Origin of the sequence: Curtobacterium luteum (assembly GCF_014646995.1) — a bacterium.
GTDB classification, from domain to species: Bacteria; Actinomycetota; Actinomycetes; order Actinomycetales; family Microbacteriaceae; genus Curtobacterium; species Curtobacterium luteum.
The window spans coordinates 54,798-81,508 of record NZ_BMOI01000013.1 but is presented as its reverse complement, the minus strand read 5'-3'; the positions used below and the strand labels follow the sequence as shown (position 1 = coordinate 81,508).

Annotated in this window: 24 protein-coding genes and 3 tRNA genes; 14 read left to right on the top strand and 13 right to left on the bottom strand. The window is 67.6% G+C overall.

Features of this window, described 5'->3' with window-relative positions; translation table 11 throughout:
• The first annotated feature begins 19 nt into the window (after positions 1-19).
• The 5 genes from gyrB to IEY20_RS13965 all read left to right on the top strand — a co-directional run bounded on the left by gyrB (position 20) and on the right by IEY20_RS13965 (position 5,425).
• Positions 20-1,996, top strand: a complete 1,977-nt coding sequence (gene gyrB, locus IEY20_RS13985) for a DNA topoisomerase (ATP-hydrolyzing) subunit B (protein ID WP_175328976.1) — start codon at positions 20-22, stop codon at positions 1,994-1,996.
• A 131-nt stretch (positions 1,997-2,127) separates the two neighbouring features.
• Positions 2,128-4,764: a DNA gyrase subunit A gene (gene gyrA, locus IEY20_RS13980; protein ID WP_217504406.1), complete on the top strand. Its 2,637-nt coding sequence runs from the start codon at positions 2,128-2,130 to the stop codon at positions 4,762-4,764.
• Complete coding sequence (locus tag IEY20_RS13975; RefSeq protein WP_022904049.1) at positions 4,757-5,164, top strand: DUF3566 domain-containing protein; 408 nt, start codon at positions 4,757-4,759, stop codon at positions 5,162-5,164. The genes gyrA and IEY20_RS13975 overlap by 8 nt, the downstream gene beginning before the upstream one ends.
• 76 nt (positions 5,165-5,240) lie before the next feature.
• Positions 5,241-5,317: transfer RNA gene (locus IEY20_RS13970), tRNA-Ile, on the top strand.
• 35 nt (positions 5,318-5,352) lie between these two features.
• Positions 5,353-5,425 (top strand) — tRNA-Ala (locus IEY20_RS13965).
• Positions 5,426-5,565: 140 nt separating this feature from the next.
• Here IEY20_RS13965 and IEY20_RS13960 read toward each other — a convergent pair.
• A complete protein-coding gene (locus IEY20_RS13960) occupies positions 5,566-6,135 on the bottom strand; it encodes a hypothetical protein (protein WP_175328975.1) in 570 nt (189 codons plus the stop codon).
• Between the two features lie 116 nt (positions 6,136-6,251).
• Between IEY20_RS13960 and IEY20_RS13955 the strand changes: the two genes are divergently transcribed.
• Together IEY20_RS13955 and IEY20_RS13950 are read left to right on the top strand one after the other, a co-directional pair.
• A complete protein-coding gene (locus IEY20_RS13955; RefSeq protein ID WP_022904051.1) occupies positions 6,252-6,791 on the top strand; it encodes a peptidylprolyl isomerase in 540 nt (179 codons plus the stop codon).
• A gap of 5 nt (positions 6,792-6,796) precedes the next feature.
• Entirely contained in the window at positions 6,797-7,648 is an 852-nt protein-coding gene (locus tag IEY20_RS13950; RefSeq protein ID WP_175328974.1) for a rhomboid family intramembrane serine protease, read from the top strand.
• Positions 7,649-8,013: 365 nt separating this feature from the next.
• On the opposite strand, the gene IEY20_RS13945 is transcribed toward IEY20_RS13950, so the two are convergent.
• Positions 8,014-8,268, bottom strand: a complete 255-nt coding sequence (locus tag IEY20_RS13945; protein WP_022904052.1) for a cell division protein CrgA — start codon at positions 8,266-8,268, stop codon at positions 8,014-8,016.
• Between the two features lie 82 nt (positions 8,269-8,350).
• On the opposite strand from IEY20_RS13945, the gene IEY20_RS13940 reads away from it, so the two are divergent.
• Positions 8,351-8,995 (top strand): anthranilate synthase component II, encoded by a 645-nt coding sequence (locus tag IEY20_RS13940; RefSeq protein WP_175328973.1) that lies wholly within the window; start codon positions 8,351-8,353, stop codon positions 8,993-8,995.
• Positions 8,996-9,199: 204 nt separating this feature from the next.
• Here the strand turns inward: IEY20_RS13940 and pknB are convergent, their stop codons facing one another.
• From pknB to IEY20_RS13905, 7 genes are all read right to left on the bottom strand, one after another.
• Positions 9,200-10,984, bottom strand: coding sequence for a Stk1 family PASTA domain-containing Ser/Thr kinase (gene pknB, locus IEY20_RS13935; protein WP_175328990.1), 1,785 nt, complete (start codon positions 10,982-10,984; stop codon positions 9,200-9,202).
• A gap of 126 nt (positions 10,985-11,110) precedes the next feature.
• Positions 11,111-12,865 (bottom strand): serine/threonine-protein kinase, encoded by a 1,755-nt coding sequence (locus IEY20_RS13930; RefSeq protein ID WP_175328972.1) that lies wholly within the window; start codon positions 12,863-12,865, stop codon positions 11,111-11,113.
• Complete coding sequence (locus tag IEY20_RS13925; protein ID WP_175328971.1) at positions 12,862-14,319, bottom strand: peptidoglycan D,D-transpeptidase FtsI family protein; 1,458 nt, start codon at positions 14,317-14,319, stop codon at positions 12,862-12,864. The genes IEY20_RS13930 and IEY20_RS13925 overlap by 4 nt, the downstream gene beginning before the upstream one ends.
• Positions 14,316-15,752 carry an FtsW/RodA/SpoVE family cell cycle protein gene (locus IEY20_RS13920; RefSeq protein ID WP_022902557.1) on the bottom strand — a complete coding sequence of 479 codons (1,437 nt, stop codon included), beginning with the start codon at positions 15,750-15,752 and terminating at the stop codon, positions 14,316-14,318. The genes IEY20_RS13925 and IEY20_RS13920 overlap by 4 nt, the downstream gene beginning before the upstream one ends.
• Entirely contained in the window at positions 15,749-17,095 is a 1,347-nt protein-coding gene (locus IEY20_RS13915; RefSeq protein ID WP_031272569.1) for a Stp1/IreP family PP2C-type Ser/Thr phosphatase, read from the bottom strand. Before IEY20_RS13915 ends, IEY20_RS13920 begins: the two co-directional genes overlap by 4 nt.
• Positions 17,096-17,101: 6 nt before the next feature.
• Positions 17,102-17,647, bottom strand: a complete 546-nt coding sequence (locus IEY20_RS13910; RefSeq protein ID WP_031272570.1) for an FHA domain-containing protein FhaB/FipA — start codon at positions 17,645-17,647, stop codon at positions 17,102-17,104.
• A complete protein-coding gene (locus IEY20_RS13905; protein WP_175328970.1) occupies positions 17,644-18,324 on the bottom strand; it encodes an FHA domain-containing protein in 681 nt (226 codons plus the stop codon). The genes IEY20_RS13910 and IEY20_RS13905 overlap by 4 nt, the downstream gene beginning before the upstream one ends.
• Positions 18,325-18,410: 86 nt before the next feature.
• Here IEY20_RS13905 and IEY20_RS13900 point away from each other — a divergent pair.
• A tRNA-Leu gene (locus IEY20_RS13900) sits at positions 18,411-18,497 on the top strand.
• A 95-nt stretch (positions 18,498-18,592) separates the two neighbouring features.
• Here the strand turns inward: IEY20_RS13900 and IEY20_RS13895 are convergent.
• From IEY20_RS13895 to IEY20_RS13880, 4 genes are all read right to left on the bottom strand, one after another.
• A complete protein-coding gene (locus IEY20_RS13895; protein WP_188889238.1) occupies positions 18,593-20,383 on the bottom strand; it encodes a hypothetical protein in 1,791 nt (596 codons plus the stop codon).
• Positions 20,383-21,318 carry a hypothetical protein gene (locus IEY20_RS13890; RefSeq protein ID WP_175328968.1) on the bottom strand — a complete coding sequence of 312 codons (936 nt, stop codon included), beginning with the start codon at positions 21,316-21,318 and terminating at the stop codon, positions 20,383-20,385. The genes IEY20_RS13895 and IEY20_RS13890 overlap by 1 nt, the downstream gene beginning before the upstream one ends.
• Before the next feature lie 565 nt (positions 21,319-21,883).
• Positions 21,884-22,138, bottom strand: a complete 255-nt coding sequence (locus IEY20_RS13885) for a transposase (protein ID WP_175328967.1) — start codon at positions 22,136-22,138, stop codon at positions 21,884-21,886.
• 458 nt (positions 22,139-22,596) lie between these two features.
• On the bottom strand, positions 22,597-23,547 hold the full coding sequence (locus IEY20_RS13880; RefSeq protein ID WP_175328966.1) for a site-specific integrase: 951 nt from the start codon (positions 23,545-23,547) through the stop codon (positions 22,597-22,599).
• A 91-nt stretch (positions 23,548-23,638) separates the two neighbouring features.
• Between IEY20_RS13880 and IEY20_RS13875 the strand changes: the two genes are divergently transcribed.
• From IEY20_RS13875 to IEY20_RS13855, 5 genes are all read left to right on the top strand, one after another.
• A complete protein-coding gene (locus tag IEY20_RS13875; protein ID WP_175328965.1) occupies positions 23,639-24,280 on the top strand; it encodes a cupin domain-containing protein in 642 nt (213 codons plus the stop codon).
• A gap of 295 nt (positions 24,281-24,575) precedes the next feature.
• A complete protein-coding gene (locus tag IEY20_RS13870) occupies positions 24,576-25,085 on the top strand; it encodes a hypothetical protein (protein ID WP_175328964.1) in 510 nt (169 codons plus the stop codon).
• Positions 25,078-25,395, top strand: a complete 318-nt coding sequence (locus IEY20_RS13865; RefSeq protein WP_175328963.1) for a hypothetical protein — start codon at positions 25,078-25,080, stop codon at positions 25,393-25,395. Before IEY20_RS13870 ends, IEY20_RS13865 begins: the two co-directional genes overlap by 8 nt.
• Entirely contained in the window at positions 25,388-26,422 is a 1,035-nt protein-coding gene (locus IEY20_RS13860; protein ID WP_175328962.1) for a hypothetical protein, read from the top strand. Before IEY20_RS13865 ends, IEY20_RS13860 begins: the two co-directional genes overlap by 8 nt.
• The gene (locus IEY20_RS13855) at positions 26,422-26,697 is read left to right on the top strand and encodes a hypothetical protein (RefSeq protein WP_175328961.1); all 276 of its coding nucleotides are present in this window, start codon (positions 26,422-26,424) and stop codon (positions 26,695-26,697) included. The genes IEY20_RS13860 and IEY20_RS13855 overlap by 1 nt, the downstream gene beginning before the upstream one ends.
• Positions 26,698-26,711 lie beyond the last annotated feature (14 nt).

Here is a 26,711-nt window from a genome sequence, read left to right as displayed (position 1 = left end):
CAGGCAGGAGCTCTCTCGAATGACATCAGGATCTGACGACGCACAGAAGAACGAACCGTCCTACGGTGCAGACCAGATCCAGGTGCTGGAGGGCCTCGAGGCCGTCCGCAAGCGCCCGGGCATGTACATCGGCTCGACGGGTCCGCGCGGTCTCCACCACCTGGTCTACGAGATCGTCGACAACTCGGTCGACGAAGCCCTCGCCGGCTACTGCGACACCATCTCGATCACCATCCGGGAAGACGGCGGCATCCGGGTCGTGGACAACGGTCGCGGCATCCCCGTCAGCACACACCCGACCGAGGGCGTCTCGACGCTCCAGGTCGTCCTGACCGTCCTGCACGCCGGCGGCAAGTTCGGCGGTGGCGGGTACGCGGTGTCCGGTGGCCTCCACGGCGTCGGCTCGTCGGTCGTCAACGCGCTGAGCACCGAGCTCGACGTCGAGGTCGCGCGCGACGGGCACGTCTACCGCCAGAGCTACACGGACGGTGTCCCCGTCGCCCCGGTCGTCGAGGGCGAGGAGACCGACCGCACGGGCACCACGATCACCTTCTGGCCGAACGACCAGATCTTCGAGACCGTCGAGTTCGACTACGAGACGCTCCGCACCCGCTTCCAGCAGACGGCGTTCCTCAACAAGGGCCTGAAGATCGAGCTCCGTGACGAGCGCACCCCGGACGAGGGCGAAGAAGCCCGCAAGGACACCTTCCACTACGAGCGCGGGCTCATCGACTACGTCGAGTACCTCAACGCACAGAAGAAGGCGGACAAGGTCCACGAGGACGTCATCTCGATCGAGTCCGAGGACAAGGAGCGTCAGATCGCGCTCGAGATCGCGATGCAGTGGAACACCTCCTACCAGGAGAGCGTCCACACCTTCGCGAACACGATCAACACCCACGAGGGCGGCACCCACGAAGAGGGCTTCCGTGCCGCGCTGACGTACCTGGTCAACAAGTACGCCCGGGACAACAAGATCATCAAGGAGAAGGACGACAACCTCACCGGTGACGACATCCGTGAGGGCCTGACGGCCGTCATCTCCATCAAGCTCGGCGAACCGCAGTTCGAGGGCCAGACGAAGACCAAGCTCGGCAACACCGAGGCCAAGGGCTTCGTGCAGAAGGTCGTCGGCAGCGAACTCGCGGACTGGTTCGACCGCAACCCCACCCAGGCGCGGGACGTCATCCGCAAGGCGATCCAGGCGTCGCAGGCGCGGCTCGCGGCCCGCAAGGCGCGCGAGACCACCCGCCGCAAGGGGCTCCTCGAGTCGGGCGGCATGCCCGGCAAGCTCAAGGACTGCCAGTCGAAGGACCCGACGATCTCCGAGATCTTCATGGTCGAGGGCGACTCCGCCGGCGGCTCGGCCGTGCAGGGCCGCAACCCGCTCACGCAGGCGATCCTCCCGCTCCGGGGCAAGATCCTGAACGTCGAGAAGGCGCGTCTCGACCGCGCGCTGGCCAACCAGGAGATCCAGTCGATGATCACGGCGTTCGGCGCCGGCATCGGCGAGGACTTCGACCCGGAGAAGGCCCGCTACCACAAGATCGTGCTGATGGCGGATGCCGACGTCGACGGCCAGCACATCACGACCCTGCTCCTGACGCTGCTGTTCCGCTACATGCGGCCGCTCATCGAGCGCGGCTACGTGTACCTGGCGCAGCCGCCGCTCTACCGCCTCAAGTGGTCGAACTCGGCGCACGAGTACGTGTTCTCCGACCGGGAGCGTGACGCGCTGCTCCAGGCGGGCATCGCGGCCGGCAAGCGGATCCCGAAGGACAACGGGATCCAGCGCTACAAGGGTCTCGGCGAGATGGACTACAAGGAGCTCTGGGACACCACCATGAACCCGGACACCCGCACGCTCCTGCAGGTCACGCTCGAGGACGCCGCGGCCGTCGACAGCGTCTTCGCGACGCTGATGGGCGAGGACGTCGACGCGCGTCGCCAGTTCATCCAGCAGAACGCCAAGGACGTCCGCTTCCTCGACATCTAGTACCGGCCTGGAGGCGCGGTGCCAGCCGCGTCGACCAGTCCCGACCCCCTGTGGTCGCGCCCGGCGCGACCGACGGAACCAGTGCCTCCCGGCCGACGACCGGAGGGCCACCAGAAAGGTGACCACGCCACATGGCTGACGACAACGAGAACGGCGCCGACGAGCAGCCCGAGATCGTCCACGGCGACAGCGGGGACATCGTCGTCTCCGGCGACCGCATCTCGCAGGTCGACCTGCAGCTCGAGATGCAGCGGTCGTACCTCGACTACGCGATGTCGGTCATCGTCGGCCGCGCGCTCCCCGAGGTCCGTGACGGGCTCAAGCCGGTGCACCGCCGCGTGATCTACGCGATGTACGACGGCGGGTACCGCCCCGACCGCGCGTTCTCGAAGTGCTCCCGCGTCGTCGGCGACGTCATGGGCCAGTTCCACCCGCACGGCGACTCGGCCATCTACGACGCCCTCGTCCGCCTCGTGCAGCCGTGGTCGCTGCGCTACCCGCTCGCGCTCGGCCAGGGCAACTTCGGCTCGGCCGGCAACGACGGCGCCGCGGCCCCGCGGTACACCGAGACCAAGATGGCCCCGCTCGCCCTCGAGATGGTGCGGGACATCGAGGAAGAGACCGTCGACTTCCAGGACAACTACGACGGCCGCACGCAAGAGCCCGCGATCCTGCCGGCGCGCTTCCCGAACCTCCTCGTCAACGGTTCGGTCGGCATCGCCGTCGGCATGGCGACGAACATCCCGCCGCACAACCTGCGCGAGGTCTCCGAGGGTGCGAAGTGGGCGCTCGAGCACCCCGAGGCCACGCGCGAGGAACTCCTGACGGCCCTCATGCAGCGGATCAAGGGCCCGGACTTCCCGACCGGCGCGCAGATCCTCGGCACCAAGGGCATCCAGGACGCCTACCGGACCGGTCGTGGCTCCATCACGATGCGCGCGGTGGTCAACGTCGAGGAGATCCAGGGCCGGACCTGCCTCGTCGTGACCGAGCTGCCGTACCAGGTGAACCCGGACAACCTCGCGATCAAGATCGCGGAGGGCGTCAAGGACGGCAAGCTCGCCGGCATCGCGGACATCCGCGACGAGACGTCGGGTCGCACCGGTCAGCGCCTCGTCATCGTGCTCAAGCGCGACGCCGTGGCGAAGGTCGTCCTCAACAACCTGTACAAGCACACGCAACTGCAGGAGAACTTCGGCGCGAACATGCTCGCGATCGTCGACGGCGTGCCCCGCACCCTCGCGCTCGACGGGTTCATCTCCGCCTGGGTCGACCACCAGGTCGACGTCATCGTCCGCCGAACCCAGTACCGGCTGCGCGAGGCCGAGAAGCGCGCACACATCCTGCGCGGCTACCTCAAGGCGCTCGACGCGCTCGACGAGGTCATCGCCCTCATCCGTCGCTCGCCCGACGCGGAAGAGGCCCGCTCCGGCCTCATGGAACTGCTCGACGTCGACGAGATCCAGGCGCGTGCGATCCTCGAGCTGCAGCTGCGTCGTCTCGCCGCGCTCGAGCGCCAGAAGATCCACGACGAGGCCGAGGAGCTCGAGCGCAAGATCGCCGACTTCAACGACATCCTCGCCAAGCCGGAGCGGCAGCGCGCGATCATCATCGAGGAGCTCGACGAGATCGTCGCGCGCTTCGGGGACGACCGCCGCAGCGAGATCATGCTCGGGTTCGACGGCGACATGTCGATGGAAGACCTCATCCCCGAAGAGGAGATGGTCGTCACCATCACCCGCGGTGGGTACGTCAAGCGCACCCGGAGCGACAACTACCGGTCGCAGCACCGGGGCGGTCGCGGGGTCAAGGGTGCGCAGCTCCGTGCGGACGACGTCGTCGAGCACTTCTTCGTGACGACGACGCACCACTGGCTCCTGTTCCTCACCGACAAGGGACGCGTCTACCGCGCGAAGGCGTACGAGCTGCAGGAAGCCGGCCGCGACGCGAAGGGCCAGCACGTCGCGAACCTGCTCGCCATGCAGCCCGACGAGCAGATCCAGCAGGTCCTCGACATCCGCGACTACGAGGCCGCGCAGTACCTCGTGCTCGCGACGCAGCACGGGCTCATCAAGAAGACCGCGCTCACGGAGTACGACACGAACCGCACCGGCGGCATCATCGCGATCAACCTCCGCGACGGGGACACCCTCGTGCAGGCGCTCCTCGTCGACGAGCACGACGACCTGCTCCTCGTGTCGAAGCACGGCATGTCGCTGCGGTTCACGGCCTCGAACGACGCACTCCGCCCGATGGGCCGCTCGACCTCCGGTGTGAAGGGCATGTCGTTCCGCGACGACGACTCGCTCCTCGCGGCCCGGGTCGTGTCCGACGACGGGTACGTCTGGGTGATGACGGAGGGCGGCTACGCCAAGCGCACCTCGGTCGACCAGTACCGCGTGCAGGGCCGTGGCGGTCTCGGCATCAAGGTCGCCAAGCTGGCCGCCGATCGAGGGGACCTTGTGGGGGCTCTCATCGTCGGCGAGGACGACGAGGTGCTCGTCGTGCTGCAATCGGGCAAGGTGGTAAGGTCTGCCGTGGCCGAGGTGCCCGCCAAGGGCCGCGACACGATGGGCGTCGTCTTCGCGAGGTTCGCGGACAACGACCGGATCATCGCAGTGGCCCGGAACAGTGAGCGGAACCTGGACGACCAGGACGACGCCGAGATCGAGCCCGCGGGCCCGGTGGAGACGGTCAGCCCGACCGAAGCAGCCGACGACCAGCCCGCCGACCGCGAGGCCGGAGAGGACCAGTCAAACAATGAGTAGTGTCGCCGAGAAGCTCCAGAAGAAGGCGAAGCGGCCCGTCGGCACCCGGCAGGTCCGCCTGCGTCTGGTGTACGTCGACTTCTGGTCGATGGTGAAGCTGAGCTTCCTCATCGCCCTCGCCGGTTCGATCGTCATCGTCGTCGCGACGGCGCTGGTCTGGGTCATCCTCAACCAGACGGGGGTGTTCACCCAGGTGGACGCCCTGCTCAAGGACGTCACGGGGCAGAACAACTACTCGATCATGGACCAGTTCTCGCTGGGGCAGGTGCTCGGGTTCTCCATCGTCGTGGGCATCCTCAACGTGGTCGTCGGCACCGTGCTCGGTGCGATCGTGAGCGTCCTCTACAACCTCAGTGTGCGGATCACCGGCGGCTTGCTCGTCGGGTTCACGAACAACTGACACACCCGGGCCGGATGGGTCCGACCGCTCGATTTCGTTCTGCGAGGTCGGTACGGTAGGCTCTCATCTGGTCTGAGGGGCTATAGCTCAGGCGGTTAGAGCGCTTCGCTGATAACGAAGAGGTCCAAGGTTCAAGTCCTTGTAGCCCCACCATCTCCACCCACACCGGATAGCATCATCGGTGTTCCGGGGCCTTAGCTCAGTTGGTAGAGCGCCTGCTTTGCAAGCAGGATGTCGGGAGTTCGATTCTCCCAGGCTCCACTCGCAGAAGCCCCTGGTCGCGATTCCGTCGCTTCGCAGGGGCTTCGTTCTGCGTTCACACGCGCCGCCGCCCCCGCGCCGTCCCGGAGACGACGGAGGGCCCCGGCGCGTGCCGGGGCCCTCCGTACGAACCGAGGAGGTCAGGCGGCGGGCTTCTCCGCCGTGTCCGCGTCGTCCGCGACCCAGAGGTCGTCGTCCGCGCGGAGGGTCTGGTAGGCCGCGTAGGCCGCACCGGCGACCGCGACGACACCGACGACGATCAGCGCGACGCCGCCGAAGCCGAGACCCTTCTTCTGGTGCGGCACGTACTTCTCCGCCGACTTCTTCGCCTTCTTGCCCTTCTTCTGGGCCTCCTTGACGATCTTCTTGACGCGCGGGTCGCTCGCGAGGTCCTTGACGCTCAGCACGGAGCCGGCGGTGGCGACGAGGCCGGGGACGACCTCGGTCTGGAACCGGTGCGAAGCGGTCTGCGCAGCGCTCTTCGTCGCGTGCACCCCCGTGGCGACGGCGGGACGGATCCCGTTGTCGACCGCGTTCTGCACCCGGGGTGCGATGTCCTTGCGAGCGGCGTCGGCAGCGTGCGAGCGCGCCTCGGCCAGGATGGCGTTCGCGTGCTCCAGGACCTTGCGCTGCTCACCCAGGAGCGAGGCGGTCTTGCCCTTGAGCTTCTTGATCTGCTTCCTGCGCTTGCGCGGGATCTCGATCGTCATCTGGTACCTCCACAGGATCGGCGTGTGCCCATCCTGCCACCGCGGCGGCTGACAGGTCACGGAGGCTTGCCTGTGCGTACCGTCTGTACGTCAGCAGTACATGCGAGAATCGGAACATGTCTCTGCACACCGCTGTCGCAACGATCCACACGAACAAGGGCGACATCCGCGTCAACCTGTTCGGCAACCACGCCCCCAAGACCGTCAAGAACTTCGTCGACCTCGCAACGGGCAAGCAGGAGTGGACGCACCCCGGCACGGGCAAGGTCTCGACCGACAAGCTCTACGACGGCGTGGTCTTCCACCGCATCATCAAGGACTTCATGATCCAGGGCGGCGACCCGCTCGGTCAGGGCATCGGCGGCCCCGGCTACCGGTTCGACGACGAGATCCACCCGGAGCTCACCTTCCAGAACCCGTACATCTTCGCGATGGCGAACGCCGGCATCCAGGGCGGCCGCGGCACGAACGGCTCGCAGTTCTTCATCACCACGGTGGCCACGCCGTGGCTGCAGGGCAAGCACACCATCTTCGGTGAGGTCGCTGACGACGAGTCGCGCGCGGTCGTCGACGCCATCGAGGGTGTGCCGACCGATGGTCGCGACAAGCCCCTCGAGGACGTCGTCATCGAGAGCATCGACGTCGAGGACGTCTGACCCCGTTGACCGACCCGGCGTCCAACCCGAACACCTGTTACCGGCACCCCGACCGGCAGAGCTTCGTGCTCTGCCAGCGGTGCGGTCGGACGATCTGCCCCGAGTGCCAGACGCCGGCGGCGGTCGGTGTGCACTGCCCGGAGTGCGTCCGTGAGCAGCGGGCGCAGTTCCAGGCGAACCGTCGTGCGTCCGGTGCTCCGAGCGGCCTGACCGTCGCGGGGCGTCGATTCGCCATGCTCGACCAGAAGGCAACGGTCGTCCTCGTGGCGATCAGCGTCGTGGTCTGGCTCCTCGACCAGGTGACGGGTCGAGCACTGACGGGTGCGATGCTCTACTTCGCTCCCGTGGCGGACACGCAGCCCTGGCGGATCATCACCGGGTTGTTCGTGCACTCGTCCTTCTTCCACATCCTGTTCAACATGTGGGCGCTGTGGATCTTCGGGCGGATGCTCGAGAACATGCTCGGGACCTGGCGGTTCCTCGCGTTGTTCTTCCTCTCCGGTCTCGGCGGTGACCTCGCGGTGACCCTGCTCGCGCCGAACACCCCGGTCGTCGGGGCGTCGGGGGCGATCTTCGGGTTGTTCGCCGCGTTCTTCGTGATCCAGCGGAGTCTCGGCTACAACGCCGTGCAGCTCCTCGTGATCATGGGACTCAACCTCGTGGTCGGGTTCCTCCCGGGGACGAGCATCTCGTGGCAGGCGCACGTCGGCGGGATCGTCCTCGGGTTCATCACCGGCTTCGTCTTCACGAAGACGCGGAACGTCCGGCAACGCGGGCTCCAGACGGCGCTGCTGGTGACCGAGGCGGTGGTCCTGCTCGTGGGGATCCTGCTCGGCGCCACGGGCGTCTTCGCCTAGGCGGTCCACCCCACGCCCTACTCCGGTCCTGAACGCCCCGTCGCTCCGTGCGGCGGGGCGTTCTGCACGTGCTCTGCAGGTCTCCCGCTGCCGGTCGTCCACCGGTTTCCACAGGCGAGCCCCGTACTTGTCCACAGCTGTGGACAGATCGGTGAGTTACACCGGTGTGATTATCCCCACTGTGGATTCACCTGTGGAAAACTCCGGGGCCAAGGTGTGGACAGCGGTGTGGAGAGTGTGGAGAACTGTCGACAGGCGGTGGAGAGCTCGCTGCGGAGCCACCGAGGCCGTGCCGTCCTTGTGGAGAAACGACGACGCCCGCCGTACCACGGGGGTACGACGGGCGTCGACGGAGACGGGCGTGGTCAGCGCCAGCGCGTGGTCATCAGGAAGCCGATGAACATGATGCCGAAGCCGATCAGGATGTTCCACGAGTCGAGCGACGGAACGGGCAGCGAGCCCTGGGAGATGTAGAACACGATCACCCAGGCGAGGCCGACCAGCATGAAGCCGAACATGACCGGCTTGAACCACACCGGGTTCGGGCTGTCCCCCGCAGTGTCGACCGAGTCGGCTCGGGTCCTCCGGGCGGGCTTGGTGCGGTCCTTGTCCTTGGCCATGGCCGGTATCCTACCGTCACCACAGGTGTGCAGAGGCCTCGCACCGACTGTGCAGATGCCCCAGGAGTACGGTGGACCGCTCATGACCAAGATCCTCGTCGTCGACAACTACGACAGCTTCGTCTACACGCTGAACGGGTACGTCCAGCAGCTGGGCGCCGACACGGACGTCGTCCGGAACGACTCGTTCCCGGAGGACGAGATCGCCGAGCGCATCGCCGACTACGACGGCGTGCTGCTCTCCCCGGGCCCCGGCACCCCAGCGGACGCCGGAGTGTCGATCCCCACCGTCCGAGCGGCCATCGCCGCCGACAAGCCACTGCTCGGCGTGTGCCTCGGGCACCAGGCGATCGCCGAGGCCCTCGGCGCCACGGTCACCCACGCGGACGAGCTCATGCACGGCAAGACGTCGCAGGTGGACCACGACGACAGCGTCCTCTTCGCCGGCGTCCCGCACCCCTTCACCGCGACCCGCTACCACTCCCTCACGATCGTGGACGGCACGGTCCCCGACGAGCTCACGGTCACGGCACGCACCGGCGGCGGAGTCATCATGGGCGTCGAGCACCGGGACCACCCGGTGTACGGGGTCCAGTTCCACCCGGAGTCCGTCCTGACGGAGGGTGGCTACCGGATGGTCGGCAACTGGCTCGAGACGACCGGTCTCGCGGGAGCGGCAGACCGCGCCACGGGCCTCAACCCCCTCATCGCAGCGCACCGTCCCTGAGTCAGGCCCACTCCGGGTCTGGCCTGTGCAGGGTCAGGCACACTCGGGGTCGGGCACACACGCGTGGTCCACGCCGGCGGGCCGGACCACGCCCGGCGCCCCGCGCCCCGCGCCCGGGCCGCACGTCCGGGCACGTGCGCTGACTCGGGAAACCGCCCCGGGCCTCCAGGGCGGACACTGCGCGCCTGCGTGGCCAGCCGTGCGTCAGCCGTTGTTGCGCTTGCGGTCCCGGTGGTTGCTGTCACCGGAGGGCGTCGGGTTGTCCGTCTGCGTCGAACCGGCGCAGTAGGTCAGCGTGACGGTGCTGCCCTGCGCGATGTCACCAGCAGGCTGGTCCTGCTGGGTCACCAGGCCGCCGGTGCAGGAGTACGACGGGTTCTGCCCGACCGTCAGTCCGAGGTTCGTGAGCGTCTGGTTGGCCTGGGTGAACTGCTGGTTGGTGACGTCCGGGAGCTGCACCTTGCCGTTGGAGACCGTCAGGTTGACGACCGTGCCCTTCGTGGCCGTGGCACCACCCGCCGGGTCGGAACTCAGGACGGTGCCCTCGGGGACCGTCGCGGAGTAGTCCGAACTGACCGCGCCGAGTTCGAGCCCGGCCGTCTGGAGTGCCTGCTGCGCCGCGTCCTGCGTCTGGTTCGCGAGGTTCGGCACGGTGACCTTCGCGGGTCCGGTCGAGATGACGACGTCGACCTTGTAGTTCCGCGGGACCGTGTTGCCCGAGCCGCCACCGGGTTCCGTCCGGATGACGAGGCCACGATCGACGTCGTCGGACGCCTCGGTCACACGGACCGGCGTCAGCTCGCTCTTCTTGAGGGTCGCGGAGGCCGAGGACCAGGTCGCGCCGACGACGTTCGGCACCGTGACCGAGGACGACACTGGCGCCTTGCCGGGCTGCAGGTTGGCGACGAAGAACACGGTGGCCGCGATGATCGCGACGATGAGGACGATCCCGACCCAGATCCACGCGACCGGGGGGCGGTTCTGCGTGCGCTGCGGACGGTGCTCGGCGGTGTCGTCGTCGAGCTCGCGGAACGCGACGGCCGGGTTGGACGTCGTGCGCGGGTTGACGCCGAAGAGCATGGTCGAGGCGTCGCTCGCGTGCTGCTGCTGCAGCTTGCGCGTCGACGACGGCACCTGTCCGGCAGCCGCCTGCTGCAGGTCCGTGCGGAACTCCGCGGCGCTCTGGAAGCGACGCGTCTTGTCCTTCACGAGGGCGTGCAGGGTGACGGCGTCGAGCGCGGGCGAGACCTCGGACGCGATGGTCGAGGGAGCCGCGGGCTGCTCGCTGACGTGCTGGTAAGCGACCGCGACCGGGCTGTCACCGATGAACGGCGGTCGTCCGGTGAGGAGTTCGAAGAGGACGACGCCGGTGGAGTACAGGTCGGTGCGCGCGTCGACGGTCTCACCGCGGGCCTGCTCCGGCGAGAAGTACGACGCGGTCCCGAGGATCGAGGTGGTCTGCGCGACCGTCGCCGAGGTGTCGGTGATGGCCCGGGCGATGCCGAAGTCCATCACCTTCACCTGGCCGGTGTGGGTGACCATGACGTTCGCGGGCTTGATGTCGCGGTGCACGACGCCGGCGCGGTGCGAGTACTCGAGGGCGGTGAGGATGCCCTCGGTGATGCGCACGGCCTCGGCCGGGGCGACCGGCCCGTCCGAGATGATGTCCGAGAGCGGACGCCCCTCGACGTGCTCCATGACGATGTACGGGACCTGCACCTCGGCGCCGGAGGGCTCCCGGACGGTCTCCTCGCCCGCGTCGTACACGCGCACGATCGTCGGGTGGGCCATGCGGGCGGCCGACTGGGCTTCCTGCCGGAAGCGCGTGCGGAATGCAGGGTCGTTCGCGAGGCTCGGCTTCAGCAGCTTCACCGCCACCTTGCGCCCGAGGCGGGTGTCGTTGCCCAGGTGCACCGTGGCCATGCCGCCACGACCGATGACGTCACCGATCTCGTAGCGGTTCGCGAGGAGCGTGATCCCCGCGGTCACACCTTCTGGCACGTACTCCTCCGTCTGTCGTCCGAGCAAGTGTACGGCAGCAGGACCTGGTGAGACGCTGGTGACGGGGGCTCGGACCGAACCGTTACGGAACGGTGTCGAGCCCCAGACCGGGGGTCAGTCCTGCGGCCCGGAGGTCGGGTCGATGCCGGCGCTGGGGTCGGTCCCGTCGCCGGGGTCCGTCGTGTCGCCGACCGTCCACGTCGCCGTCGCCGCGTCGGACCCGGGGGACTTCGCGAGGTTGCTCCCGCCGGCACCGCACGTCACGGAGTACTTGAACGTGACGGGCTGGTCGGGCTCGTCCGCCTGGATGTTCACCGCGGTGGAGGAGATCGTGCCGGACGTGGCGCCGGACGAGTCCTTCCCGCCGGTCGCGATCCACGTGTAGGTGGAGACGGTGTAGCCGGTGGGGCAGGTCGCCTCGGCCCAGCTGAAGGTGACCGCCCCCGTGTCGGAGACGTCACCGGCCTTCGGCGCCGCCGGCTTCTCGACGGAGGGCGGCGTGGTGAACTGCCGGATCGTCACCGTGGCGCCCGGCTGCAGGCTGCCGGTCGGGTCGAGGGACTGCACCGTGTTCGGCTGGTCCGTGCCGGTCGCCGCGTCGCCGTCCACGACGTTCGTCGCGAGCCCGAGCTGGCTCAGTTCGGCCTGGACCTCGCTGGTCGGACGGCCGACGTAGTCGGACGAGTCGATGTCGATCCGGCTCACCGTCGGGGTCGCACTGGGCGTGCTCCGGGTCTGTGAGGGGCGGGGCTCGGAGCTGGTCGACGCGGACGGCTTCGGGTCGGAGGACCCGTTCAGCGCGAGCGCACCGACCACGGCCGCGACGGCGAGCAGGACGACGACGCCGACCACCCACCAGATCCAGGCGCGCCGCTTCTTCGGCTCCTCGTCCTCGACGGGCGACGGCGGGGTCCGGGGGCCACCGACCGCGGCACCGGCCTGTGTGCCGATGAGGGCCGTCGCGGCATTGTCGCCCCGTTGCTGCGGCGGGTTGAAGGCGACCGTCCCGGCCTCGGCGAGCATCGGGACCGCGACGGTGGCGGCGGCGACGTCACCGCGGCGGAGTGCCTGTGCCGCCCGCGCGAGGTTGGCGGCCGTGGCGGGACGGTCCGCCGGCTTCTTGGCGATGCACGACATGACGAGCGCTGCCACCGGCTCCGGGACGTCGGCCGGGAGCGCCGGCGGCTGCTCGTTGATGTGCGCCATCGCGATCGCGACCTGCGACTCGCCGGTGAAGGGACGTCGGCCCGCCAGGCACTCGTACGCGACGATGCCGAGCGAGTAGATGTCGGTCGACGGCGACGCCGGGTGGCCGCTCGCCTGCTCGGGCGAGAGGTACTGGACCGTGCCCATCACCTGGCCGGTGGCCGTCAGCGGAACCTGGTCGGCGATCCGGGCGATGCCGAAGTCGGTGATCTTCACCCGACCGTCGGGCGTGATGAGGAGGTTGCCCGGCTTGATGTCGCGGTGCACCAGACCGACCGCGTGTGCGGCCTGGAGGGCGTTCGCGGTCTGCGCCACGATGTCGAGCACCTTGTCGACCGGGAGCGTGTGCTCGCGCTCGATCATCGTGGACAGGGCCTCGCCGGGGACGAGCTCCATGACGAGGTAGGCGCTGCCGTCCTCCTCGCCGTAGTCGAAGACATTGGCGATGCCCTCGTGGTTCACGAGTGCCGCGTGCCGGGCCTCGGCGCGGAACCGCTCGAGGAACCCGGGGTCCCCGAGGTACTCGTCCTTGAGGATCTTGAGCGCGACGGTGCGGCCGATGACCAGGTCGGTCGCCTGCCACACCTCACCCATGCCGCCGATCGCGACGCGGGACGAGAGCTGGTACCGCCCACCGAAGGTGAGCCCGCTGGTGGGTCTCATTTGTTCAGCACCGCCTCCATGACCTTCTTCGCGACCGGGGCCGCGACCGTGTTGCCGACCCCGGACTGCCCGAGACCGCCGCCGTTGCCGACCACGACGGCGACGGCGACCTCCGGGTCCTTCGCCGGAGCGAAGCCCGTGAACCAGAGCGTGTAGGGATCGCCCGTCCCGCCCTCGGCGGTGCCGGTCTTCCCGGCGACGTCGACCCCGTCGATCTTGGCATTGGTGCCGGTCCCGGAGTTGACGACGCTCTGCATCGCCTCGGTCAGGTCCCCCGCCTCGGACGAGGACAGCGGGCTGCTGAACTCCTTCGGCGAGAACGACTGGACCGTCTTGAGGTCGCTCGTCGTGATCGAGTCGACCAGGGTGGGCTGCATCACCGTACCGCCGTTCGCGATGCCCGCGGACACCATGGCGATCTGGAGCGGAGTGACGCGGACGCTCGCCTGCCCGAACGCGCTCAGCATGAGCTGGGCGGTGTCGTCGCTGACGTCGGGGTACTGGCTGGCCGTGGCCTGCATCGGGACCTCGATCTGGTCGCCGAAGCCGTACTTGTCGGCCATGCTCTTGATCGCGTCGTACCCGAGCTTCTGCCCGAGCTCGGCGAACGGGATGTTGCACGAGTTCTGGATCGCGGTGCGGAGCTTGACCTTGTCCCCGCCACCGCAGGTGCCGCCCTCGGCGTTGTTGATGTAGGTGCTCGTGCCCGGCAGCTGCAGCCGCGACGGGTTCGGGAACGTCGAGTCGAGCGTGTACTTGCCGCCCTCGAGCGCCGCCGACGCGACGATGAGCTTGAACACCGACCCGGGCGTGTAGAGGTCGCCGGCGATCGCGCGGTTCTTGAGCGGCTGTCCGGCGTCCGCCTCGAGCGCCTTGTACTTCTCGACCACCTGCGACGTGTCGTGCGAGGTCAGGACGTTCGGGTCGTACGACTGCTTCGAGACCATCGCGAGGATCTTGCCGGTCTTCGGCTGGATGGCCACGACGGCGCCGGTGTTGTTCCCGAGGGCGTCGTACGCGGCTTTCTGCACGTCGGGGTCGATCGTCAGGTTGACGTTGTCGCCCTGGACGTCCTGGCCGGTCAGGATCGCGTTGAGGTTCTGGAAGAACGAGGCGTCCGAGTTCCCGGACAGCACGCCGTTCTCCGCACTCTCGATGCCCGCGTTGCCCTGGCCGATCGTGAAGTAGCCGGTGACGGCCGAGTAGAGGTCGCCGTTCGTGTACTTGCGCTGGTACTGGTACTGGTCGTCCGACGGGGTGGACTCGGCGATCGGGCTGCCGTCGACGAGGATCGCGCCGCGCTTCGTGGAGTAGCTCGCGAGGATCGTCCGGGAGTTCCGCGGGTCGGCGCGGAGTTGCTCGGCCGAGAAGAACTGGATCGAGGTCGTCGACACGAAGAGGGCGACGAACATGAGCACGATGACGGTGGACACACCGCGGAGTTGTCGGTTCACCGCGCGCGCTCCTTCCTGGTCGCCCCTCGTCCGCGTGCGGCCGGGATCGCTCCCTGCTGCACGCGCTGTTCCGCCGGGATCGAGTCGGTCAGTCGCAGCAGCATCGCCGCGATGATCCAGTTCGCGATCAGCGATGACCCGCCCGCGGCCATGAACGGCGTCGTCAGACCGGTCACCGGGATCACCCGGGTGATGCCGCCGACGACGACGAAGACCTGGAGCGCGATGATGAAGCCGAAGCCGACGCCGAGCAGCTTGCCGAAGTCGTCCTGCGCCATGAACCCGACGCGGATGCCGCGCGAGGCCAGGACGATGAACAGGGCGAGGATCGCGAAGACCCCGATGAGTCCGAGCTCCTCGCCGAGGGACGCGATGATGTAGTCCGCGTTCGCCACGGGGGTGATGTACGGGCGCCCCTGGCCGAGGCCGGTGCCGGTGATCCCACCGTTCGCGAAGCCGAACAACCCCTGCACGAGCTGGTAGCTGGCCTGCGTGTCGGCGTTGTAGATCGTGTTGTCGAACGGGTTGAGCCACTGTTCGAACCGGCCGTGCACGTACACGAGGACGGACTGGGCGACCAGGGCACCGCCGACGAAGAGGACGAGGCCGATGAGCACCCAGCTGAGCCGGGCGGTCGCGACGTAGATCATCACGAGGAACAGGCCGAAGTACAGCAGTGCGGTGCCGAGGTCGCGCTGGAACACCAGGACGCCCATCGCCGCCGCCCAGATGATGAGGATCGGGCCGAGGTCACGGGCGCGCGGGAGCGTCATGCCGAGGACCTTGCGGCCGACGATCGACAGCGAGTCCCGGGCGGTGACGAGGTACCCGGCGAAGAACAGCGCCATCGTGATCTTCGCGAGCTCGCCCGGCTGGAAGGTGAAGGACCCGAGCTTGATCCAGACGCGCGCACCGTTCACGTTGAGGCCGATGATCGGCAGCATCGGCAGCAGGAGCAGCACGATGGTCAGCAGCATGAAGATGTAGCGGTAGCGCTGCAGGAACCGGTGGTTCCGCACGACGAGCAGGACGACGATCGCCGCCGCCATCGCCAAGATGGTCCAGACGATCTGCTTGACGCCGACCGCGGCCCACCCCGTCAGCCCGTTGTGGACGTCGATGCGGTAGATCTCGGCGATGCCGATGCCGTTGAGGACCAGGGCCACCGGCAGCACGAACGGGTCGGCGTTCTTCGCGACGACGCGCAGCACGACGTGCATGATGAGCGCGAGGCCGAGGATCGTCGCGCCGGTCCAGAGCACCGACGTGTCGAACAGCCGGCCCTTGGTGCCGAGCTGCACGAGCACCATCGCGCCGGCGCAGATGCCGCAGGCGATGACGAGGAGCACGAGCTCGAGGTTCCGGGCCCGCGCGGGTTCGCGCAGCTTGATCGTGATCGCCTGCGTGAAGGACTGGGCGGTCGCGTTGCTCATCGCTTCGTCCCGCGGGTGGGCGTCGGGGTCGGCGAGCTCGTGGCCGAGGGCGTGGCCGACGGCGACGACCCGCCGGTGCCTGCCTGGTCCTGCCCGGTCTCGGCGGCCTTCCGCAGCCGGTCGACGATGTCGCGTGCGTCGGAGAGGGACTGTGCGTTGATCGTCGAGCGGACGTTCTCGCGGGTGTAGTCGGGCAGGCCGCTGACGCGGATGTCGGTGTCCTCGTAGACGTCGGAGAGCGCGATCGGCCCGATCGACTGCTGGACGCCCTTGTAGATCGCGACGGTGCCACGGTCGGACCCGACGTAGTAGTGGTCCTGCGTGATGCGCCAGCCGAGGAAGACCGCGCCGACCAGGGCGGCGATCGCGACGACGAGCGCGATGCTCCAGGCCACCCGACGACGGACACGGCGTCGGCGGTCCTCGGCGATGAGCTCGGCGAAGTACTGGTCGGACTCGGGCTCGAAGTGGGAGTCCTCGGGAGCCGTCGTGACCTTGAGCGGGTGCAGGAGGATCGTGGGGAGCCGGATCGGCTTCCGGCCGGTCGACGCCTCGAACGTCAGCGGCGCGGCCGCGGAGCCGACGGTCGTGGCCGCGTCGTCCTCGTCGACGACGTCGCCGTCGGTGACGTCCATGACGACGACCGTGACGTTGTCCGGGGCCCCGTGGTCGAGGGTCTCCTTCACGAGCCGCTGCGTCGCCTGGTTCGCGTCCATGTTCGACGCGAGCGCGTGCCGGATGCGCTCCTCGGCGAGGTACGACGAGAGTCCGTCGGAGCAGAGCAGCCAGCGATCGCCCGGCTGGATGTCCATGACGGCGGTGTCGACCTCCGGGGCGGCGTCGACGTCGCCGAGCACGCGCATGAGCACCGACCGCCGGGGGTGGACCGCGGCTTCCTCGGGGGTGATGCGGCCGCTGTCGACGAGGCGCTGCACGAACGTGTGGTCCGACGTGATCTGCTGGAGCTCGCCGTCGCGGTAGCGGTAGATGCGGGAATCGCCGATGTGTGCGATCGCGATCTGGTCGCCGACCCGGATGAGCGCGGACACCGTGGTGCCCATGCCGGTGAGCTCCTGGTGCTCGAAGACCGTCTCGGTGATGAGCTGGTTCGCGGCGATGAGCGCGGACTGCAGGGCGAACTCGGCGTCGTGCGCGGAAGGGAACTCGCGGTCGACCTCACGGATGCGGCGGATCGCGATCGCCGACGCGACGTCACCGCCGGCATGGCCCCCCATGCCGTCCGCCACCGCGAACAGGTGCGCCCCGGCGTAGCCGGAGTCCTGGTTGTTCGCGCGGATGCGCCCCACGTGGGACACAGCGGCGCTCAGCGTCCGTGCCGTCATCCGCGCCTACCGCCGCAGCTCGAACGTCGTCGTCCCGATCGTGATGGGCGTCCCCTCGGCGACGAGCACCGGGGCGGAGACCTTCTGACCGTTGACGAACGTGCCGTTGGTGGACTCGAGGTCGGTCACGACCCAGCCCTCGGCACGCAGATCGAGTCGGGCGTGGTTGGTGGACGTGTAGTCGTCGCGGATCACGACGTTGGACTCGCTGGACCGGCCGATCGTGATCGGACCGCCGCCGAGCGGCATCTCCATGCCCTCGCGCGACCCCTCGGTGATGACGAGACGGGTGGCGACGGGCGTGTTCGGCGCCGTGCTGCCGCCCTGGTTCAGGAGCTCGGTGAAGGCGCTCCCGGACGCCGACGCGGTGGCCGCGGTCGGGATCGACGGGGTGGTCGGACCGGACGGACCCGCCTTCGGGTCGGTCGGGATGGTGCGCACGCGCTGGCCGAAGAGGTCGCTCCGCAGGGCGAACACGATCACGAACACGAACAGCCACAGCACCGCGAGGAACGCGAAGCGCAGGACGAGCAGGGTCAGCCCCGTGGTCATCGAGCACCTCCGTCGTTGTCCGGGATCACCCGGAACACCATACGGGTACGACCGATCTCGATGGTGGAGTCCGGCTCCACGATCGCCTGCTGGAAGCGCTCGCCGTTCAGCTTCGAGCCGTTCGTGGACCCGAGGTCGTTCGCCTGGGCGTGCTTGCCGTCCCAGATGACCTCGACGTGCTTCCGGCTCGTCCCGGTGTCGGCGACCGTGATGTCGGCGTCCGACCCGCGTCCGATGACGGTGCGGCCCCGGTGGAGCTTGTGGCGCTGCGAACCGATGTCGAGCACGGCCACCCAGGCGAGGTCGCGCTGCACGGTCGAGGAGTCGATCTGCAGGATGCCGGTGGAGAGCGTGCCGTCCTGCTTGAGGGTGATCGACACCGGTCCGGAGAACGAGTAGTTCTGCGCGACCGCGTGCTGCTGCACCATCTGGCGGAGCTCGTCGATGAGCGGCTGGCCGATGTCCGTCATGCGCGTGCAGTCCGGCGGCGAGAGGCGCACGGTGAACTCGTTGGGCACGAGGATCCGCTCGCGGGAGACCACGGCGGCCTTCGTGTCGAGTTCGCGCCGGAGGGCGCTCGAGATCTCGACGGGCTGCACGCCGGAGCGGAAGGTCTTGGCGAACGCGCCGTTCACGGCACGCTCCAACCCTCGCTCGAAGCTGTCCAACAGGCCCATCGGTCTCCAGTGTTCTCGGTCACGGACCTCTGCATGGTAGTGGTTGGCGCCTGGCACCGTCTGTGCATGGTAGTGTTCTGGGGCTGGCGCGAGTGGCGGAATTGGTAGACGCGCACGGTTCAGGTCCGTGTGCTGGAAACGGCGTGGGGGTTCAAGTCCCCCCTCGCGCACCAGGGGTTGTTCGAAGTATTCCGAGTGGAATGTAGAAGAATCCAGCAGCGACAGAAGGCCGGTCCCCTTGGGGGCCGGCCTTCTTGCTTGGGGTGGGTCAGTCTTGGTAGCAGGTCTCGAGGTTGTCGAGGTCGTCGTCGAACGCTTCGGCGGGCTGGTAGCCGTCGAAGAGCCCGTTGGGTGCTGTGCCTTGTCTGGTGGTGGGGTCCCAGCGGTAGTTGTTGAGCTTGTCGCGGCGGCGGGTGCGGTCGGGTGCCAGCGGGTTGGCTTCGTTCCAGAGGTGGCTGTTGATGCGCTGCAGGTTGGCGGCGAACACGAGGGTGGTGGCGAGGAAGTACTGCTTGGAGTGGCCGCGGGCTCGTCGTCGGCCTGCGACGGCTAGGGCGTGCTTGCCTTCGTCCTTGATGTAAGCGTTGGTGGACTCGATGAAGTTGCGGCCAGAGCGGTAGAGCCGGAACCAGGCTGCTGTCGCGTACCGCAAGTCTTGGCGGAACTTCGCGCCGGCGGTGGGAGGGAACACGACAGAGGTTTGGGTGCAAATCTTGTCGGGGTGCTCGGGCAGGTTCACGGGCATGATCGGGAGGAGCGATTTTCCACTGTTGCGGCTCGCGTCCTTCGGCTTCAGTGGGCAGATGACAGTTGCGTTGGGTCCCGCGGCCGGGCACATCATTGGGGTGTAGCCGTCGGCGTCGGGCTTCGCCTTCCGGCGCACAACGTATGGTGCTCGCCCGTCGATGCGCTTGAGCCACACGTCGGGCTCGATGCGGTCATACCGCTCGTCTTTCGTCGCTGACTTCAGCGCCTCCGGCATGCCCGGGCAGTAGAAGGTTCCTTCGATGAGCTCGGCGCCGGCGTAGCCGTCGACGACTCCGGTCTGGTCCTTCTTATAGTCGGTGAGGATGCCCATCCCCATCGCACGGACGGGGAGCGCCAGGTCCTCCGCTTTCGCGTTCGCGAAGTAGCCCTTGTCTGCGATGACGAGACCGCCCCTCATTCTGTCGCCGAAGCGGCTCATCGCCGAGGTGATGGCGCTGAGCCCGAAGGTTGATGGGGACTCGGATGGCTGGCACTGTGAGATCCCCATGACCGGCTGCGCGAACGACGTCCCGGGGTCGGGGCTGATGTTCGCGGCGGGAGCGACGAGGTGCAGTTCGTAGCCGAACATCACTTTGCGTGCGGCGCTCCGGTCCGTCGTCTCCTTATGACGGGAGTCCCGCATGTAGAACGCGGCGTCTGACTCGATACTCGCGTACAGGCTGTTCTTCGTCTGCCCGTGCTTGCTGAACACCGGATAAGCGGTGCCATCGATGGTGATGTTCCCTTCCCAACCGTCGAGGACGCCGGGGCAGACGGCGATGGTTGCGTAGAGCAGCTGGTTGCAGAGCCAGTCGAGCCTGACGAGGGCAGCTGCGCTGGACTCGGGGTCGCGGGCCTCACGGTTCGCGAGCATCTGGGCCCTGGTCATCTTCCGCTGGTACTTCGCCGGCTTCGGGTCGGCGAGCGCGATGAGTCTCGTGAGTCCTTTCTGCAGCATGTGGTACCACTGCGTCCAGGTGTAGTTGTCGTCGATGCCGAGGCGTGCGCGGGACTCTGGGGAGAGCCGCCGGTGCAGCAGCGTCGCACCGGTGGTGATGAGTAGCGGGGATCCTTCGACGGCGAGGATGAGGAACACGACGATGACGGCTTTGAGGCTGAGTTCAGCGGTCCTGCCGGCGTTGGACTTGCACGCGTCGGCACGCCAGCCGTCGACTGTTTGAGGGATGTTGGCGTCGGTGATGATCCGGTCGATCATCTTGACCCGACGGTCGGGGACGAGGTCTTCGGTGCCGGTGAGGCCTTGGCCGTGTTCTTCGAATGGGTTCGGTCGTGCGTTGGCGGGTTGCAGCATCAGGGTTGTCCTTTCGTGCGGAGAGCGGTGCGGATCTGGTCTGGAGTGGGTTGTGGGAGCCGCGAGAAGACGGATTGCAGGGTGCTGGTGTGGCGGATGCCGTAGGCGTCCATGACCGCCACGAGCGATGTGAAGTGGCTTGCGCGCCGCACGAACCACGTCGCGCGGAGCCGGTCGAGTTCTGGGACGATCGCATCGATGGGTCGCGATGCTTTTCTTGTGGTTCGGAGGAAGTCGGCGAGGGTCGTCCGGTTGGTGAGTTCGATAAGCAGGTCATCGGCTGTTCGGCGGCGGAGGGAGGAACGGATGTCCTCTTCGAAGTCCTGGTCGCACCAGCTCTGCCTGTCCGGGAGGGTCAGTTCGATGCCTTGAGTGCCGTGGTCGGTGAAGTGGTGCGCACGCACTTTGGTCATCGTGGAGGCGTTAAGACCGAAACCGAGACCGAGGGTGATGATCGCGTTGGCGGTCCGTCCGGTTCGGCGCATCCTTCGCGTGTTTGCCCAGCTGTAGAGCTTTGGGATCTCTTTCGCGGTGTATGGAGTGGTCGGACGTGATGCGTGCCCGGACCGCTGACGAAGCGCAGTGCGGTCTTCGCCTGCGTTGATGTGGCGGATGAGGTCGTGGAGTTGGCTCTTGCCGGCTGCGACGGTCCTTGGACGGCGGTGGGCGCCCCAACTGCGGATGAACGCGTCTGCCAGGAACGGGTCCCAGAGGTTGTCACCGAGCTCGAGACCGTGAGCGGTGACGCACCAGTCGACGTGGCGAGTTCCGATCATCATGAGCTCACGTGCCTTCCGAACGTTCATCGGATGTGCGCGGCGGACCGAGGTCCGGACGAAGGAAGCGATCGTCTCCCAGGAGATGACCTCTCGCTCCGGCGTGAATCTGTCGATGGCGCCGTCAATGTCGAGGCTGACGGCGGCATCGATGCTCACGATTGCTCCCCGAGGTCGGGCCGTGTCCACCCGAACCGGGGGAGATCTGCGCCGTCGCTCCTCACCCCTTCGGCGGCATCCCCCTGCCGCCCTAACCGCAGGTGATCGTGTTGGTCGCACTCGCGGGCTGCTCGCGCCGCCGGACGTGCACCCACAGGCCTGTCCGCGGTCGTCCGGGAAGTATTGCGACGGAAGCACTGCGGCTTCCCGCTTGCTGTGCGTGCGTCGGCGGGTACAAGCAACGTGCCAATTTCCGGACATTTGGTCAGCGTGCTGCTCGCGTTGCTGCGTGCTTCTGGCGCGAGACAGCACGGGCTGACCCTGACGATGTCAGTGGTACTTAGCACCCTGTTTCTCGGGCAATAGTACCGCGCAGATTCGGTCTCCTTCATGCCGAGCACCGTAAGAAGCGCACTGCGAGCTCTTCCGACGACACGCGCAACTGACCGAACTTTGGCACACGTGTATAGAGATTTCTGGTGCAGGTGTTGTCAGAGGTGCTGCGTGATGCACGTGTGAAGGCTCTTAAGCCCCCGTTGGAGTCGGCCGCGTGCGCCGGTGTGCCCTAGGTGGTTCTGGAGCTTGGAAGGTGATCCGTGTTCCGGCGTTCGGGTGACCCGTCACGCTCTGCCCGCGCGGTCTTGATCCAGTGGGTCAGGGTGCTGTTTCCCACCCCAAGGCGTCTGCCGATCTCGCGTTGGCTCCGGCCCGCTTCAACCTGCTCGAGGACCATGCGTCTGATGCGACGTGCCTCTTCGTAGTTGCGCTTCAGGGCGTACTGAATCTCGAAGATGGGGTCGCTGTAGTCCGGCTCGTTCATGCCCGGGTCCGTTCGTTGTCGATGGCGAGCCCAAACGGCGTCCAGGGAAGTGCCTGGGATGATTGGGCTGCTCGACGTTCGTCGGCGGGCGCGCGGTCGCCTGAGGTGACCGCGGTAGCGAACAATCGCATAGCGGAGCTGCCAGCAAGCTGGCGTCTGAGGGTGTGGAAGTTTCTGAGGCTTGCACCCTCGCGGCGGTACCGGTCGTTTTCTGCGGAAGCAGAGCGGACCGGCGTTTGTGTTGCTCCGCGCGCGTCAACTCCGAGTGTAGCGACTCTGGGAGCTGAGCACCGCGCTAGCACGCCGAGGAGCGTGTCAGAGCCGCGAGGGGTGCAGGGCACGCCTGCGAACGTCATCGCCATCCGCTCCCTCCCTCCACGCTCGTGCCGCTGAGTGGACTTTTGTGGGTCTTTCTGCCGCTGGGTGGACGATTCCGGCGGTTACGTCCTCGTATCTTGTCAGCAAGAAGTGGCGTCTGGTTGGCGGGGTTGGCGCGCGACGGGGTCAGCGGCGAAGCGCAGGAACCGAGCGGCAGCGTCCGGGTCGACAGGAGCTGCGAACCGTTCAAAGCGTGCCAGCGCGTCGAGCGACTCCAGGCCCGCGGCTTGAAAGAGCACGGACAGCGGGGTCCGAGCGTTGAGCTGGCGAACAAGCCACGTCGCACGCATGCGTTGCGTGTGCGGTCGAACGCCGCTGCTGTTGCCGCGCGCGATGAAGTTCGAGATGGCGTTCGTGTAGGTGGTGCGTCGTCCGGGTCGGAACGCGAACGCGTCCGCATCCTCGCTGGTGTCGGGGAGGATCCCGGCGAACTCGCCCAGCATCGGAACGCGGCGGCGGCGACCGGACGCGACGGTGATGTCGATGTCGATGTCGGGACCGTAACGGGTGATGTCTTGATTGCGGACGGCGATGATCTCCTGCGCCGACAGGCCGGCGCCGAGGCCGAGGCAGACCAGGACGTGGGCGTTCTTCCGGCGGTCTGCAGTGGACTGCGCGCGTGCCCAGCTCATCACCGATACGACTTCACGTCGGTCGTAGGGGACGGAGGGGTCGCTCGCTGGGAGCGGGGGTAGCCGAGTGGACGGGGCTTTGGAGAGGTGCTCGGCCATGCGGAGCAGAAGTGATCGTCGGTTCCCTCGCGCAGCAGCGGTCAGCTGTCCGCAACCAACTTGTGCGTAGTACGCGATGATGCTCCGGTCGAACAAGCCCGGGATGTCCAGCGGCAAGCCTGCGGACTGCCACCCCCAGAGGCTGAACTCTGTCGTCGCGCGGTAGAGGTCAAGAACGCTGTACGGGACGTGTCCTTCGCACTGCGTGACGATGGAGCGCACGAAGTCGCGGATTGCTTCCCAGTATGCGGGCTCAATCTTCGGTTTGTAGGAGTGGGGGTCACGGTTCGCATCAGCCATGCGCTGACTGTAATCAGCAGCTTCGACTTCGGTGGGCATGGTTGCGGCGTGTCGACGGTTGTCGCCGGGTGTGGTCCGGCAGACCAGTGCCATGACGAAGGAAGCAACTCAGCGTGATGAGCTGATGGAAGCTGCAACCCGCCGTGCCAGTGGCTTCGGTCCGGGGCTGCGGCGGCTGGGATGGCGAGGCGCAACCGCAGCGATTGCTCGATCGATCGGACTGCCGGCGAAGACGCTCGGGCGTATCGCAGATGGCGCACAGCTGCCCACCTACGCTCAAGCGCTCCTCATAGCCCAGGCCATCGGCCGCCCCCTTGAAGACATCTCCGGCCCGTTGCGTGCTCCGGCCGTCGGCCAGCGCCAGCGCCGGAAGATTGCTGCCGAGTATGGCGAATGGAACCTCGTCGACGTTGACGTGCTGTCGCCAGGGCCAGTCGAACTCTTGTTGCTCCCGGAATCCGGTGAGCGCGGGACTCGGCACGATGGGGTGGAGTGGCTGTACGTCAGTCGTGGGAGCGTCCAAATCGACTTCGGCTACCGCGATGACGCCGTGCGGCTCGAGGAGCGGGAGTTGTACTCGTTCGACGCCTCCACTCCGCACGCGCTGTTCAACGTGGGGGACCAGAACGCGGTCGTACTGCGTGGAATGAGCGTGCTTGGCCTGCAGCTCCACACCGAGGAACTGCGGCGCGAAGACCGTTTCGAGCCGAAAGCTCGCCCTGGCAGGGCCTAAAGACCGTTTCGCCAACTCGGGACATGGGTCCATCGGCGACTGGGCCGCGGCCTCGACACGAGATCCTCCGAGAAGGTGCGGGTGGCTGCGTGCGGACAGCCTTCCTTCGGTGCCGCAGCAACGGGTCCCCGCGGAGTTGCGACATCTTCCTCTTCCTTCTACTCCCTCCGATGATTACAATCAGCGGGAGTTGGTCAGGAAAGGGAGCAGCGCGGTGACAGCAGCAGAGGATTCCTGCGAGGAGCCGAAACGGCCTGGTGAGCCCGTCCCGGAGGGGCGTCGCTTCCGAGTTCCGTTGTCGACGTTCCGCCACGAGGTGCCGACTGAGTTGCAGGAGCTGTACGTCGACGTTGCGGCCGGTCAAGCGCTCATCCCAAACCTCAAGATGGGCATCGGCTCACTCGTCGTACACCGGTGGGACGCCGCCTACGCGGCCGACGGTTGGATGCTGTTCGGCGCGGACCTCACCCTCGACCTGGGGCACCCGTTCGGGTCGATGTTCTACCGCAACGACGCCGACGGCCGGGTGCTGCGGGTCGGGGTGAAGTGGCATCCGCCGGTGCAGCAGCTCGAGTTCCCTGCCCTGCATCCGTCGAAGCCGGAGCTAACGTCCGATTGCACGGCTGAGGAGGTCGCGGCGGTGGTGTTGGACGCGCGGAGTCGGATCGGGACTCTTGTCGCGGTCAACGCGCAGATCGGGTCGTTCGTGGCCACGGAGGAGTCTGAGAACGCGATCCTCGATGCGTCCGGGCTCGGGCTCGAGCGGCTGTCCGAGGACGATCCACGGTTGGCTGGCGATGCCTGAGCGTGGGGCGGCGCTGCGATTCGAGCCGGTGCCGTTGCGGCTGCTGTCGTTGTCGGCGAAGTTCGACGCCGTGATCTGGCCGACGTTGGCCGGAATGACGTTCACGAACTCCACCGGGTCGAAGATCCTGCAACGGTCCGTCAACGTCCGTACCAGCGAGGACGGGTGGGTGTTCACGCTCCTGAACGGGGCGTCGCTGACGGATCCTGCTGACCCGCTGCTGGAAGCAGCGACACAGGTGATGGACGCGCTGTCGAAGCTTCGTGCGGTGGGGCGTGGTCTGGAAGCGGCGGGTCCGGCTGATGTCTGACCGGCAGTGGGTGCAGACCGTCCGGCATGAGCAGTCGATGCTGTCGCTGCCGTTCGGGCTCGGATACACGATCGACATCAGCGAGACCCTCACCGCCCTCGCTGCTGCCGGGCTGACCGCACGAGTGGAGACGTTCGACCGGCTCCGATTCGACGATGGCCGCACGGCGCTTCTCGCCACCCCGGACCCGACCACCACCGTCACCGACGGCGACGGCGGTGAGGGCCGGGTGGATGATGTGATCCTCCTGCCCGGTGGGTCCGAGGGCGGCGTGCTGTCACTGGTGCGCCGATACCCCGACCTGGTGGTCGTAAACGGGAAACGCGGGCGGGTGTGGGGTGACGGGCGGCAGCTGTCCGGCACGTCGATGCAACGGGAAGCGACCCCAGGGTGGCGGACCGTGTTCGCGATCGCTCGCAGCATCGTCATGCACGGCGGCGGCACACACGCCATCGCGGACCGCAGCGGGGTTCCCTTTCAGGAGGCGCGCGCCGCCATGCCAGCACTCGGCGTGCACGTCTTTCACACGCCCATCGGGTGGGAAGCCAGGGACCGGCCCGCACTGGTCGACTGGGCCTTGGCGGCATACCCGGGTCCTGGCGGGATCCGCACCCGCTGGCGCAGGGACACCACCATCGACCAGCAGGCGGACCAGCTCATCAGCCTCGGCGGGGTGATGTCGGACCGGTGGGCCGCGCAGCAGTCCGGCATCATCGTCGCGCCGGACCGGCTGACGGCGTTCTTCGCCGACCACCCCGACATGGCCGCTCTCGGCTACGAGCCAGCGTCGGCGGATGACGCGACGGTGAAAGTCATCGTCCCGCAGGACACCACCGTCCTGACCGGCGCTGAGGGGTGCTGCACGGACGACTTCATCACCGCCCATGTGCTCTACGAGGACAGCTGGGTAGCCGCGAACACGGATGCGGTGAACGGGCTGCGGCAGCTGCTGCACTTCCGATCCGACCTCGCCCACGACCTCCGCTGGCACCCCAACAACGGCAGCGGTGCGGGCGGAGTGGGCTGATGCTGCAGCTGCTGTCCCTGACGCTGGCCTACGACGACACCCGATTTTTCGGCTCCATCATGTTCACCGACCCGAACCAGCCCGACGACAAGCCCGCCACGGTCCTCATCGACCACACCGACGAACCGCCCTGGTTCCGCCTCACCAACGTCGACCCAAATGGCCAGGCTCCGGCGGTGCCGGCGATGGTCGAAGCGGACCGCATCATGCGGTTCCTCCTCCGCTACACGCCCGAACGCATCGGCCGCACCACCGCCGACTTCCCCCAGCCCTGACCCTGCGCACACGC

Coding starts and splice junctions, on each gene's coding strand:
- IEY20_RS13875 (WP_175328965.1), top strand. CDS start 23,639: ATGACGAAGGAAGCAACTCAGCGTGATGAGCTGATGGAAGCTGCAACC.
- IEY20_RS13910 (WP_031272570.1), bottom strand. CDS start 17,647: ATGACCACGGGGCTGACCCTGCTCGTCCTGCGCTTCGCGTTCCTCGCG.
- gyrB (WP_175328976.1), top strand. CDS start 20: ATGACATCAGGATCTGACGACGCACAGAAGAACGAACCGTCCTACGGT.
- IEY20_RS13865 (WP_175328963.1), top strand. CDS start 25,078: ATGCCTGAGCGTGGGGCGGCGCTGCGATTCGAGCCGGTGCCGTTGCGG.
- gyrA (WP_217504406.1), top strand. CDS start 2,128: ATGGCTGACGACAACGAGAACGGCGCCGACGAGCAGCCCGAGATCGTC.
- IEY20_RS13915 (WP_031272569.1), bottom strand. CDS start 17,095: ATGACGGCACGGACGCTGAGCGCCGCTGTGTCCCACGTGGGGCGCATC.
- IEY20_RS13880 (WP_175328966.1), bottom strand. CDS start 23,547: ATGGCTGATGCGAACCGTGACCCCCACTCCTACAAACCGAAGATTGAG.
- IEY20_RS13955 (WP_022904051.1), top strand. CDS start 6,252: ATGTCTCTGCACACCGCTGTCGCAACGATCCACACGAACAAGGGCGAC.
- IEY20_RS13905 (WP_175328970.1), bottom strand. CDS start 18,324: ATGGGCCTGTTGGACAGCTTCGAGCGAGGGTTGGAGCGTGCCGTGAAC.
- IEY20_RS13895 (WP_188889238.1), bottom strand. CDS start 20,383: ATGCTGCAACCCGCCAACGCACGACCGAACCCATTCGAAGAACACGGC.
- IEY20_RS13940 (WP_175328973.1), top strand. CDS start 8,351: ATGACCAAGATCCTCGTCGTCGACAACTACGACAGCTTCGTCTACACG.
- IEY20_RS13960 (WP_175328975.1), bottom strand. CDS start 6,135: ATGACGATCGAGATCCCGCGCAAGCGCAGGAAGCAGATCAAGAAGCTC.
- IEY20_RS13975 (WP_022904049.1), top strand. CDS start 4,757: ATGAGTAGTGTCGCCGAGAAGCTCCAGAAGAAGGCGAAGCGGCCCGTC.
- IEY20_RS13855 (WP_175328961.1), top strand. CDS start 26,422: ATGCTGCAGCTGCTGTCCCTGACGCTGGCCTACGACGACACCCGATTT.
- IEY20_RS13885 (WP_175328967.1), bottom strand. CDS start 22,138: ATGAACGAGCCGGACTACAGCGACCCCATCTTCGAGATTCAGTACGCC.
- IEY20_RS13920 (WP_022902557.1), bottom strand. CDS start 15,752: ATGAGCAACGCGACCGCCCAGTCCTTCACGCAGGCGATCACGATCAAG.
- IEY20_RS13945 (WP_022904052.1), bottom strand. CDS start 8,268: ATGGCCAAGGACAAGGACCGCACCAAGCCCGCCCGGAGGACCCGAGCC.
- IEY20_RS13930 (WP_175328972.1), bottom strand. CDS start 12,865: ATGAGACCCACCAGCGGGCTCACCTTCGGTGGGCGGTACCAGCTCTCG.
- IEY20_RS13860 (WP_175328962.1), top strand. CDS start 25,388: ATGTCTGACCGGCAGTGGGTGCAGACCGTCCGGCATGAGCAGTCGATG.